The organism is Micromonospora sp. NPDC051296 (assembly GCF_040682255.1).
In the GTDB taxonomy this organism is placed as follows: Bacteria; Actinomycetota; Actinomycetes; order Mycobacteriales; family Micromonosporaceae; genus Micromonospora; species Micromonospora craterilacus.
Map to the genome: position 1 here is coordinate 1 of NZ_JBFBAO010000200.1, position 12,749 is coordinate 12,749.

A 12,749-nucleotide genomic window follows, 5' to 3' on the forward strand; every position below is an offset into this window, starting at 1 on the left:
CGATCGGCCGGACGTCGTGCAGCTCGACGACTTCAAGGACGCGCCCCCGGTCCAGCCGAACATGCGCGAGTTCTCCGAGCCGATGGTCATCACACACACCTCCGGCACCACCGGCATTCCGAAGCTGGTCATGCATTCCGCCGAGTCTATCTATTCGCTGGCGATCCTCGAGGTCGAGCGGTGGCCGGGGTTCGCGCTCAAGCGCAGCGACACGGTGGCGTTCTGCGACCCGTACACGCATGAGCGGCTGGCGACGATGCAGCTTGCGATGGCGGCGATCGGACCCAAGGTGATCTTCCTGTCCGATCCGCTTTCACCGCGGGTCAGGGAACTGATCGCGGAACACCGGCCAACCCTGGTCGAGGCGTTGCCGAACATCTACCTTGCCTGGGAGCCGCTGGCCCGGGATCCCGCCGGCCTGTTCAGCAACGTCCGGGAGTACGTCAACTCGTTCGACGCCATCCACACCCGGACCATCCGGACCTTCATGGCCGCGACCAAGCGCAAGTTCCCGATCTGGGTCCAGTCGTGGAGCCAGACCGAGAACGGCGCACTGGCGATCCGGCCGTTCTTCCGCTTCGTAGTCAAGCGCAAGGGTCACCGGCCCCCGCCGACCCAGTTGATCGGTTGGCCGATGCCGTTCCACGCCAAGATGCGGGCGATCGACCCGGTGACCGGCAAGGAGGTGCCGCGTGGCGAGGTCGGCCTGATCGAGATCGACCAGCCGGGCCGGTGCCTCGCCTACGTCGGCGAGCAGGACCGGCACGACCTGAAGGTCAACGGCTCCTGGTGGAACACCGGCGACCTCGGGATCATCAACAAGTGGGGCGCCGTGCGGATCGTGGATCGGGAGATCGACCGGATTCCCGGCGGCAGCGCGATCGAGTTCGAGGACCTGATCCTGGACCGGATCGACTACACGACCGAGGTCGTCGTCCTGCCCCGCGCCGGCGAACTGCCGGTGCCGGTGGTCAGCACCCTCGACGATGTGCCGCTATCCAAGGAGGACTGGACACGGGCGGTCGCGGACCTCAGCCCGATGGCCGAGCCGATCCAGATCCGGTGGGACGAGTTCCCGCGCACCGGAACGTGGAAGATCCGCCGGGTGGCGTTGCGGGAGCGGCTGTTCTCCGGCTCCCAGGCGATCGGCATCGGCCGCTGGACCTAAAAAGCGACCGGCAATAGGACTGGCGGGGCTGCGGCGCGCCTCGCCTCCACCGTCCTACTGCCGGTCGCTCCATGCACCGCCGAAAATCGCGACATCGCTGTGGCACCGGTCCGTTTGGCCGGTGCCACAGCGCTCCGGCGACCGTACCCGGTCGAGCGAAGGGAACATCTATGTTGGATCTGCTCGGGCGGCTCGCACACCAGGCGCGCTGGTGGGTGATCGGCGCCTCGGCCGTCTTCCTGGTCGCCGCCGGTGCCTGGGGAGCGAACGCGTTCGACGACCTGGCCGGTGGTGGCTTCACCTACGCCGCCAGCGAGAGTTCGCGGGCCGCCGACGTCGAACGGGATCGGCTCGGCCGCAACGACGCAGACGTGGTGGTGCTCTTCCGCAGTGACCGCTGGAGCGTCACGGACCCGGCGTACCGCGCTGCGGTTCGCGACGTCCTCGACCGGCTTCCGGCGGACCGGATCGAGGGGGTGGCGGACTACTGGCGGACCGGCGAGAGCGCCCTGGTCGGCACCGACCGGCGGTCGATGATCGCGGCGGTGCAGGTCGCCGGCGAGACCGAGAACGACCGGTTGACCAACTTTCTGGCCATCAAGGAGCAGTTGACCAGTCCCGACCTCGACGTCTCGGTCGGCGGGCCGCTCGCCGTCTTCGACGACGTCAACACGCAGAGCCGCACCGACCTGATCCGCGCCGAGGCGCTGGCCGTCCCGGTGCTGTTCCTGCTGCTCGTCCTGATTTTCCGCAGCCTGCTGGCCGCGCTGCTGCCCGTGCTCGTCGGGGTGCTCGCGATCGTCGGATCGCTGGCCGGTCTGCGCTTGCTGGCCCAGTTCACCGATGTCTCGATCTTCGCCGTCAACGTGGTCACGCTGCTCGGCCTCGGCCTCGCCGTCGACTACAGCCTGTTCATGGTCAGCCGGTTCCGGGAGGAACTCGGCGCGGGGCAGCCGGTCCCGCAGGCCCTGCGCCGCACCATGGTCACCGCCGGGCGGACCATCGTGGTCTCCGCGGTCACGGTTGCCCTCGCCCTGGCGAGCCTCGCCGTTTTCCCCCAGGTCTTTCTGCGCTCCATCGCCATCGGTGGGGTGGCGGCGGTGCTGCTCGCTGGCTTCTTCGCGCTGACCGCGATGGCCGCCATGCTCGCCATGCTCGGCCCGCGGCTGCGGGAACGCCGTCGCCGTACGACCGCCGCGCCCGACCCCGATGCGGGTGCCTGGGCCAGGATCGCCCGGACGGTGATGCGCCGGCCGATCCTGGTGGCCACGACGGTCGTCACCCTCCTGGTGCTGCTCGGCCTGCCGTTCCTGCGGATCTCGTATGGCTGGCTGGACACCCGCGTGCTGCCGACCGGTGCCGAGAGCCGGCAGGTCCAGGTCGCGCTTGAGGAGTCTTTCCCGGACAGCGTCACCCGCCCGATCGACGCGATCGTCACGCTGGCCGTGCCCGTTGGCGAGCCGGCCGGACAGGGGCAGGTCGCCGGCTACCTGGAGCGGGTGACCGCCGTGCCCGGCGTCGGGCGGGCCGAGGTGACCGGTGCCGACGGTGATACGGCTCGGGTCACCATCCGGTCCGATGTTGAGCCGATTTCCGCCGAGGGGCGGGAGCTGGTCGACGCGGTCCGCGCGGTCGAGCCACCCCCGGGTGGCGCGGTGTTGGTCGGCGGCGAGGCCGCCGGCTTCGCCGACCTGATGGACATGCTCGCCGAGCGGCTGCCCTGGATGGCGCTGCTGGTCATTGTCAGCACCTTCGTGCTGCTGTTCTTCTCTTTCGGCTCACTGGTCCTGCCGGTCAAGGCGATCCTGATGAACATCCTCAGCCTGACCGCGGCGTTCGGCGCGGTGGTCTGGATCTTCCAGGACGGTCACCTCGCCGAGCTGTTCCGGTTCACCTCCACCGGCAACATCGACGTCGTACAACCGATCCTGATCTTCGCGGTGGCGTTCGGGCTCTCCATGGACTACGAGGTGTTCCTGCTGTCCCGGATCCGCGAGCAGTACGACCTGACCGGCGACAACACCGAGGCGGTGGCGATCGGACTGCAGCGCTCGGGCCGGATCATTACCAGCGCCGCCCTGCTGCTCGTGGTGGTCATCGCGTCGTTCGCGACGTCCAGCGTGCTGGTCGTGAAGATCATTGGAGTGGGGTTGGCGATCGCGGTCATCGTCGACGCCACGATCGTCCGGGCGCTGCTGATGCCGGCGACCATGCGGCTGCTCGGCGATCTCAACTGGTGGCTACCGGGACCGCTGCGCCCGTTCTACCGCCGGTGGGGCATCCGCGAGAACGGTTGAGGGGCCGCCGAAGCCGGTTCCGGGACCGCTTCGGCGGCCTGTGTCCGGGCTCAGAAGATGAGTGCCCGGCCGAGCCCCATGTCGGTGAGCCGGGTCGAGTGCACGGTGCTGGTCACCTCGAGGGCCTTCTGGATCCGCTCCTGCGCCGTCGTGTCGATCAGCCGGCGGCCATCCCATGCCTCGTAGTCGCCGATCAGGTCGTGGTGCGCGGCGATGCCCTCCTGGAACCAGCTCTCCCACCGGGTCAGCTGGTCGCCCACCGGCAACCGCTCCCACAGCCGCATGCCTTCGCGGATGATCTCCACGAGCCGGTCACGCTCGTCCGGGTGCTGCTGGATGTGGTCGCGGATGATCGAGGTGCCGACCGCGAGGTGGCGTACCTCGTCGATCCCGGCGCCTTTCTCCATGTCCGCCATCCGCGGATCGATCGGCCGCCACTTGCGCTCGCTCAGCTCGAACGACGGGGCGAGGAACCCCTCGATCAGGATCGTCAGCAGGACCACGCCACCGAGGAAGTCCCGCCGGTCCCGGACTATGGGGATGCCCAGTTCCTCCAGGGGGTCGAGGATCGTCGCCCGGTCCGTTGCGGTCTCCCGGGCGATGACCGCATCCACGTCGCTCGGGTCCACGCCGAGGTTGCACAGGTGGTTGCGGAAAATCATGGCGTGCCGGGTCTCGTCCAGAAGTTGGGTCGCGTAGAACTCGACTGTGGCGGAGTCCGGCGCGCACGCCACCAGGTAGCCGATCGCTCGGGCGGCCCGCTCCTCGGCCAGCGCGCGGAACGCGACCTCCTGAACCAGCGCCTCGCGCAGCGGCCCTGGCTCGCGGAGGAAGTCCGGCGTGACCAGTTCGGGGCCGTAGCCGACGATGTTGCCGCGCAGGGTGCGCTGCGGCACGTTGGCGAACCAGTAGCGTAGGTCGCAGTCGGCCGGGGTGAGGCGAACCCCCTCGGCCCCGTCGAAGAGCGACATGGCCTGGTCCCAGTCGGCGGCGTCGCCCGCGGTCGCCGTTGAGGTCCGCCCGGCCGGGCGTGGCACGACGGGCAGTGGGTCGTAGGACACGACTGTCCGCCGCGCGGTCTGCCGAGGCGCGGGCACGGTGTCCCGGGCAGGACTGACGACAGGCGTCGGGGCGCCGACCGGGTTCTCGGCCTCGGGGGCGGGTCGTGCCGCCTCGGCTGCCGGTCCGGTCTCGGTCGCCGCCGGCCCGACCGGGGTTGACTCGTCGGGTGCCGGCTCGGCCCGCACCGGCTCGTCGGGGACGGGCGCAGACCGTGCCTGGGTGGTCGGCGGCGTGGCGGTCGCGGTCGGGGCGGTCGGCCGCGTGTCGGACATGATGAACGGGCCCGACCCTGCCGCGTAGTCGACCAGCGACGCCGCGACGCTCCCGCGCGACGGCGGATGAAACGCGACACACTGGCAGGCCGCGATCAGGTACGCCACGTCCGGGGAGCCGATGAAGGACATCCCGCCGAGCAGTTCGACGGCCCGGTGGGCGGCGTCGGTGAGCGCGTCCTGGGCGCCGTAACGGCCCATCAGTACCCGGGCCAGTGCGTCGCTGTCCGTCTCGCCCGCCATCAGCGCGCGGGCCGCTCCCTCGATCAGTTGGGTCGCGGTCTCCAGCCTGGTGGCGAGCGCGGCCCGGTCGCTGGCCTCGCCGCGCCCGGCGGTCAGCGCGCGTTCGACGAGGGTGCTGGCCATGCCGAGGTAGGCGGCGGTGATCAGCAGTTCGAACCAGATGAATCCGACGGTCTGCAGATCGTCGAGCATCCCGTCCGGACCGTTCTCGGTCGGGATGACCAGTTCTTCCTCGATGAAGACGTCGGTCAGCCGGACCTCGTCGCTCTCCGCGCCGGCTAGCACGCTGCTGCCCCAGAACGGGTGCCGGGTGATTCCGCGCAGCGTCGCCGGCATCAACAGGAACGCCGTCTGCTGCCCGCCGTCGGTGGCCGGCACCGCGACGCTGGCGGTGAGCAGGTCCATCGAGTGGCTCAGGCTGCACGGCTTCTTGGAGCCGTTGATCCGGTAGCCGCCCTGGACCGGGGTGGCGGTCATGGTGGGTGCGAGGATGCCCTGCGCCGGGCGCCCCTCGGCGAACCCGGAGGAGACCAGCAGGTTGCGGCTGGTGATCGCCTCGAGCAGCGCCCACTCCATACCGGAGTTCTTGATGCTTTCGGCGAAGGTGAACAGCGTCGCCACCGAGAAGTGGTGCATGGTGGTGGCAACCGCGAGCGACGGCGCGAGCGAGCCGATCACCCGGTTGACGCGGACGGCGTCCAGCGGGCTGGCGCCCAGCCCGCCGTAGTCCTTGGGGATCACCAGACCGGGTCCGCCCGCGCTGCGGAAGACCGGCAGGGTGGCACCGCCTGGCGCCTCGCGCCGGTCGAACGGCAACTCGGTCAGCCCGTCGATCAGGCCCGGCAGGTACGACTCGCACAGGGTTCGGGCCTGATCGAGTGAACGCATCGAAGTTCTCCCTCGGCTGGGTGGGTCAGGGAACGAGGCTGCGGGCCGCTGTGCGGCGCAGCTTGCCGGACGGGGTCTTCGGCAGTGAGCCGGGAGGCAGCACCACGACGGTGGCCGGCCGGGCGTCGATCTCGGCGACGATCCGATTGGTGATGGCGTCGCGCAGGCTCCGCTCGGCCTCGGCGTCACCGGCCAGGCGCGACTCGACCACCACCGCGAACGATTCCCGGTCCACGCCGTCGCCGGCCAGCATCCGGACCGCCGCGACGTTGCCGTCGCGCACGCCGTCGACAGCGGCGGCCGCCCGCTCGATGTCGGTCGGGTAGATGTTGCGGCCGGCCATGATGATGACTTCCTTGGCGCGGCCGCAGACGACGAGTTGGCCGTCGACGCGGTAGCCCTCGTCGCCGATGTCGAGCCAGTCGTCCTCGTCGCGGGCGGCGACCGGCCCCTGCTCGGTGAGATAGCCGGTGGTGACTGACTCGCCGCGCAGTTGCAGCCGGCCGACCTCCCGGTCGCCGAGTTCGGCGCCGGACTCGTCGACCACCCGCACGGTGACGGTGGGGAAAGCGCGACCGAGCAACGGCAGCCGGCGTACGGCGCCGACGTGTCCGCCGCCGACCGGCACCGCCCGCCGGTTCTTCTCCAGTTCCAGTGCGTCGACGGTGTCGAGAACCATCGGGTCGCCGAGCGGTGAGAGCGAGATGACCAGGGCGCTCTCGGCCGCGCCGTAGCAGCAGTTGGTCACCGTCGGGCGCAGTCCGAATCGTGCGCCCGCGGTGGTCAGGGCTTGCACCGAGGCGGGGTCGATCGGCTCGGCGCCGTTGAACGCGATTCGCATCCGGGACAGGTCCAGGGATCCGGCCTCGGTCCGGGCGAGCTGGCGAGCCAGGATCGCGTACGCGAAGTTGGGCGCGGCGGTGATCGTGCCGCCGTACTCGGTGATCAGTTCGGCCCAGAGGAGCGGGCGGCGCAGGAACTCCGGCGGAGTGATGCTGACCAGTTCGAAGCCGGAGACCATCGGCACCACCAGGCAGCCGACCATGCCCATGTCGTGGAAGAGCGGCAGCCAGGTGACCATCACGTCGTTGTCGTCGCACTCGATGTGCGCGATCGTGTCGGAGACGTTGGCATGCAGGTTGCCGTGGCTGATCTGGACCGCCTTCGGCTCGGCGGTCGAGCCACTGGTCAGTTGCAGCAGCGCGATGTCGCTCTCGGCGGCCGGTACGATCTCGAACTCTCGGTCGCTGTCCAGGTCGGAGATCATCCGGTAGGCGATCCCCCGCTCCTGCAGGATGGCGGCCATCGCCTCGAAGGGCGCACCGAGGAGCACCAGCCGCGCGTCGATCATGCGCAGTACGCGCACCGTGTCCTCGACCCAGACGGCGAGGTCCGTCCGCGGCGTCGGCTGGTGCAACATGGTGACGCTGCCACCGGCCAGCCAGGTGGCCTGCACGACTCGGGCGACGTCCACCGGCTCGCCGGCGAGGATGGCGATCGCCTGCCGGCCCGATAGTCCACTTTCGACGAGCGCGGCCGCGGTGCGGCGCGCAGCGGTGTGCACCTGCCCCCAGGTGCGCCGCGAGGGTGTCGTTGGCGCCCCGGTGACCATGCCCCGCCGCGACTGCGCGGCGGCGTCCACTATCGACTCGACGAAGCGGCTCACGGCGACCCATTCGCAATCATGACGACAGCCTAGGCAGTAACATGCCGGAAACCAACGGTAACGATCTCCCCGGAAGGTGGCAGTCGTGGACCGCGAGACGCAGCAATGGTTGGACGTCGTCCGCGCCGAGACGGCGGCGGTGCTCGGCCGCGCCCGCGATGAGGTGCCTCCCGATGGCGCGTTCGCCGAACTCGGTTTCGACTCGCTGAGCGCGTTGGAACTCGCCGAACGCCTCGCCGACGCCAGCGGCCTGGAGTTGCCGGGCACGCTGGCCTTCGACTATCCCAATCCGGCTGCCCTGGCCGGATATCTGGCCGCGCGGACGGATCCGCCCGCCACCGGCTCGACGCAGACCGGTACCGCTGCTGGCTCTCCCGCCGGTCCCGACCCGTCGGCCGACCCGATCGCGATCGTGGGCATGGCGTGCCGCTTTCCTGGCGGCGTGTCCGCTCCCGATGAGTTCTGGGCAAATCTCGTCGAGGGGCACGACGGGATCGGCGCGTTCCCGATCGACCGCGGCTGGGATCCGGGCGTGTTCGACCCGGACCCGGAGCATCCCGGCACCACCTACACCCGGCACGGCGGCTTCCTTTACGGCGCCGGTGACTTCGACGCCGGATTCTTCGGGCTCTCCCCACGCGAGGCGCTGGCCACCGACCCGCAACAGCGACTGATGCTGGAGACCACCTGGGAGGCACTGGAGCGGGCCGGGATCGACCCGCACCGGCTGCGCGGCAGCCGCACCGGAGTCTTCACCGGCGTCATCGGTGCCGACTACGCGCCCCGGCTCGGCGCCATCCCGCCCGACGTCGGCGGCTTCCTGCTGACCGGCAACGCGTCGAGCATCGTCTCCGGCCGGGTGTCGTACACGCTGGGCCTGGAGGGCCCCTCACTGTCGATCGACACCGCCTGCTCGTCGTCGCTGGTCGCGCTCCACTTGGCCGCCCGCTCACTGCTCGCGGGCGAGTGCACGATCGCTCTGGCCGGCGGGGTGAGCGTGATCGGCACGCCGCTGGTCTTCACCGAGTTCAGCCGCCAACGTGGGCTCGCTCCGGACGGCCGGTGCAAGCCGTTCGCGGCGGCGGCCGACGGGACCGGCTGGTCCGAGGGGGCCGGCGTGCTCGTCCTGGAGCGGCTCTCCGACGCCCGCCGGCACGGCCGGCCGGTGCTGGCCATCCTGCGCGGCAGCGCGGTGAACTCCGACGGGGCGTCGAACGGACTCACCGCGCCGAACGGGCCGTCCCAGCAGCGGCTGATCGCCGACGCGCTGGCCGACGCCGGACTGCAACCGGCCGATGTGGACGTCGTCGAGGCACACGGCACCGGGACCCGGCTCGGCGACCCGATCGAGGCCCGGGCCCTGATCGACGCGTACGGCCCGGGCCGGCGACGGCCGCTGTGGCTCGGCTCGGTCAAGTCGAACATCGGACACACCCAGGCCGCCGCCGGGGTCGCCGGAGTCATCAAGATGGTGCTCGCGCTGCGGCACGACCGGCTGCCCCGCACCCTGCACGTGGACGAGCCGACCCCGTTCGTGGACTGGTCCGCCGGCCCGGTACGGCTGCTCACCGACGCCCAGCCCTGGCCGGCCGGGGCCGTACCGCGACGCGCCGCCGTGTCGGCGTTCGGGATCAGCGGCACCAACGCGCACGTCATCGTCGAGGAGGCGCCGCCGGTGCCCTCCCCCGCCCCGGCGCGGCCCGGCCCGGCGCCGCTGGTGCTCTCGGCACGCACTGCGGCGGCGCTGCGCGAGGTGGCCCGCCAGCTCGACGGCCACCTGCGTCACCGGCCCGAGCAGCCGCTGCACGAGGTGGCCGTGGCGGCCGCCACCCGCACCGCGTTCGCGCACCGGGCCGTCGTACTCGATTCCGCCGGCCTCACCGACCTGTCGGCCGGCCGGGCCCACCCAGCGGTCGTCGCCGGCACCGCCGCCGAGGGCAAGCTCGCCGTTGTCTTCCCCGGTCAGGGCGCACAGCGGCCGGGCATGGGTCGCGAACTCGCCGCCGCCGACCCGGAGTTCGCCGCCGACCTGGCCGAGGTCTGCGCCGCCTTCGGCCCGTACCTCGACCGTCCGCTGCGGACGGTCATCGACGACGAGCCGGCCCTGCTCGACCAAACCGGCTACACCCAGCCCGCGCTCTTTGCCGTCGAGGTCGCCCTCTACCGCCGGTTGCAGCGCGGCGGGGTACGCCCGGACTACGTGCTCGGCCATTCGATCGGTGAGCTGGCCGCCGCCCACGTGGCGGGCGTCGTCTCGCTCGCCGACGCGGCCCGGCTCGTCGCCGGCCGGGCCCGGCTGATGCAGGCGCTGCCGGCCAACGGGGCGATGGCCGCTATCCAGGCCGCCCCGAAAGAGGTCGAGCCGCTGCTCGCCGACCCGGCGGGCCGGACCGGAATCGCCGCGATCAACGGGCCTTGCGCCGTCGTCGTCGCCGGGCCGGTGTCCGAGGTCGACCGGATCGTCGAGGTGTTCGCCGGGCAGGGCCGCGCGACAACACGGCTGCGGGTCAGCCACGCGTTCCACTCTCCGCTCATGGAGCCGATGCTGGCCGAGTACGGCGAGCTGGCCGCCAGCATCGACTACGGTCCACCGCAACTGCCCGTCGTCGGCAACGAGATCGCCCGGCCGGTGGACGAGTTCACCGCCGAGCACTGGACCCGGCACGTCCGGCAGCCGGTGCGCTTCGCCCAGAGTGTGCGTTGGCTCGCCGCCCAGGGCGTGACCCGGTTCCTGGAGGTCGGGCCCGGTGGCACGCTGTCGGCGATGGTGCTGGACTCGGCCGGCGGCGCACCGGCTCCGGACACCGCGACCGGACCGGTCGCCGTACCGCTGCTGCGCGCCGGTCGCGCGGAGCCGGAGTCGTTCACGCAGGCGCTGGCCCGGCTGTTCGTGCTCGGCGTCACCGTCGACTGGGCCGCCGTCGTCGGCCCGGGACCGCGCGCCGAGCTGCCCACCTATCCGTTCCAGCGGCAACGGTACTGGCTCACCCCGCCGACCCGGCCGATGCTCGGCGAGCCTGTCGATCTGCCGGCCGCCGCCGGGCGCCCCGGGCTGCTGTTCTCCGGGGAGCTGTCGCTGCTCGCCCAGCCGTGGCTCGCCGACCACCGGATCCGCGGCGTGGTCGTCGTACCCGGCGCCCTGCTCGCCGAGTTGGCGGCCGCCGCCGGTGACCGGGCCGGCTGTCCCGAGGTCGCGGAGTTGTTGCTGCACGAGCCGCTGACGCTGCCCGACGTCGGCGCGATGCAGACCCGGGTCGTCGTCGCCGAGCCCGACGCCGACGGCACCCGTCAGCTGGCCGTTCACGCCCGCCCGGCCGACGGCACCTGGACCCGGTACGCCACCGGCACCGTCGCCCCGATCCGCGACAGCGATGCCACCCGGCTGCGGATCTGGCCGCCGCCTGGTGCCGGGGAGTTGCCCACCACCGACTGCTACGCCGACCTGTGCGCGGCCGGCTACGACTATGGACCGGTCTTCCAGGGTCTTGGCCGTGCCTGGCAGCGCGGTGTCGAGACCTTCGCCGAGGTCACACTGCCGCCCGAGGCGGCCGGCACGGCCGACCGTTTCCTGCTGCACCCGGCCCTGCTCGACGCGGCGCTGCACGCCCTCGGGTTGCGCGCCGATGCCGGCGACGAGTTGGCGCTGCCCTTTTCCTGGACTGGGCTACAGGTGCACACCCGGGGTGCCGCCGCTGTTCGCGCCCGGTTGACCCGCACCGCCGGCGGGATCGAGGTGATGCTCGCCGACTCGAGCGGCGTGCCGGTCGCCTCGATCCGCCAGCTCGCCCTGCGGCCTGTCGACCCCGCCCAACTGGCCGGCCGGCCGGCGTCCGGAGTCCACGAACTGTGCTGGGTGCCGGCCGGCGCGGGAGAAGCCGGGGTACCGGCGGCGGGCGACGCCTCGATCAGGTGGCTCGACGAACTGCCGGCGGACGCCGCCGTGCCCGATGTGGTCTTCGCCGCGCTGCCCCCGGGCGGCGACGAGCCGGCCGGGGCGGTCGCCGCCGCCCTCGAGCTGGCGCAGCGGTGGCTGGCCGATCAGCGGTTCGCCGCCGCCCGGCTGGCGGTGGTGACCCGGGGGGCCACGGGGGAACCGCCGGCCGACCTCGGCCACGCGGCAGCGTGCGGGCTGCTCCGCACGGTGCAGTCGGAGTATCCGGGCCGGCTGACGCTGATCGACGTGGTCGGCGACGCGGCCGTCCCGCCGGCGGTGCTCGCCGCGGCCGCCGCCAGCGACGAGCCGCAGGTTGCGCTCGCGGGCGGCGACGTGCTGGTGCCCCGCCTGCGGGAGGGTGGCACCCCTGCCACCCCGGCCGCGGCCTGGAACCCGGATGGCACTGTGCTGATCACCGGTGCCACCGGCGCGCTCGGCCGGCTTGTCGCCCGGCATCTGCTGGCGCGCGGGCGGGCCCGACATCTGCTCCTGGCCTCCCGGCGCGGACCCGATGCCCCGGGAGCCGCCGACCTCTGCGCCGAGCTGGACGCGCTGGGCGCCGCCTCGGTCCGCGTCGTCGCCTGCGACGTCGCGGATCCGGCGGCGGTCGCCGCGCTGCTCGCCGGCGTTGCGGCGGAGCATCCGCTCACCGCCGTGCTGCACCTTGCGGGCGTACTCGACGACGGTGTGGTGGCCGCGCAGACTCCGGAGCGGCTCGCGGCCGTGCTGCGCCCAAAGGCCAGCGGCGCGTGGCACCTGCATGAGCAGACCCGTGGCCTCGACCTCGCCGGGTTCGTGCTCTTCTCCTCCGCCGCCGGCCTGTTCGGCTCGCCGGGCCAGGCCGGCTACGCGGCCGCCAACGCCTACCTCGACGCGCTGGCCGCCCGGCGGCGCACGCAGGGCCTGCCGGCGCAGTCGCTGGCCTGGGGGCTGTGGGAACTGTCCGAGGGGATGGCTGACCAGGTGGGCGTCGCCGGGCTGCGCCGGATGCGCCGCGCCGGTGTCGCGCAGCTGTCCGCGCAGGCCGGTCTGGCCCTGCTGGACCGGGCGCTGGCGGCGAACGCGCCGCGGCCGGTCCTCGCCGAGCTGGACCTGACCCTGCTGCGTGGGCAGGACCGCCGGGTCGACGCGCAGGTGGACGACCTGGTCAAGGAGTACGACGACACCTACCGCGTCGTCGCCGCGTTGCGGCCCGGCGGTGAGCGGCACGACTCGCTGC

5 protein-coding genes are annotated in these 12,749 nt (G+C 72.2%); 3 read left to right on the plus strand and 2 right to left on the minus strand.

Annotated elements, in window-relative coordinates:
• Together AB0M52_RS20625 and AB0M52_RS20630 are read left to right on the plus strand one after the other, a co-directional pair.
• Window positions 1-1,168, plus strand: a 1,168-nt coding sequence (locus AB0M52_RS20625; protein ID WP_363955923.1) for a class I adenylate-forming enzyme family protein, incomplete at its 5' end; no start/stop codon positions are given.
• Between the two features lie 170 nt (window positions 1,169-1,338).
• Window positions 1,339-3,465, plus strand: coding sequence for an MMPL family transporter (locus AB0M52_RS20630; RefSeq protein ID WP_363955926.1), 2,127 nt, complete (start codon window positions 1,339-1,341; stop codon window positions 3,463-3,465).
• 50 nt (window positions 3,466-3,515) lie between these two features.
• On the opposite strand, the gene AB0M52_RS20635 is transcribed toward AB0M52_RS20630, so the two are convergent.
• Together AB0M52_RS20635 and AB0M52_RS20640 are read right to left on the minus strand one after the other, a co-directional pair.
• Window positions 3,516-5,930 (minus strand): hypothetical protein, encoded by a 2,415-nt coding sequence (locus AB0M52_RS20635; protein WP_363955929.1) that lies wholly within the window; start codon window positions 5,928-5,930, stop codon window positions 3,516-3,518.
• Between the two features lie 25 nt (window positions 5,931-5,955).
• The gene (locus tag AB0M52_RS20640) at window positions 5,956-7,596 is read right to left on the minus strand and encodes a fatty acyl-AMP ligase (protein WP_363955932.1); all 1,641 of its coding nucleotides are present in this window, start codon (window positions 7,594-7,596) and stop codon (window positions 5,956-5,958) included.
• Window positions 7,597-7,681: 85 nt separating this feature from the next.
• Between AB0M52_RS20640 and AB0M52_RS20645 the strand changes: the two genes are divergently transcribed.
• Window positions 7,682-12,749: SDR family NAD(P)-dependent oxidoreductase (locus AB0M52_RS20645; protein WP_363955935.1), on the plus strand; the 5,068-nt coding region annotated here is incomplete at its 3' end.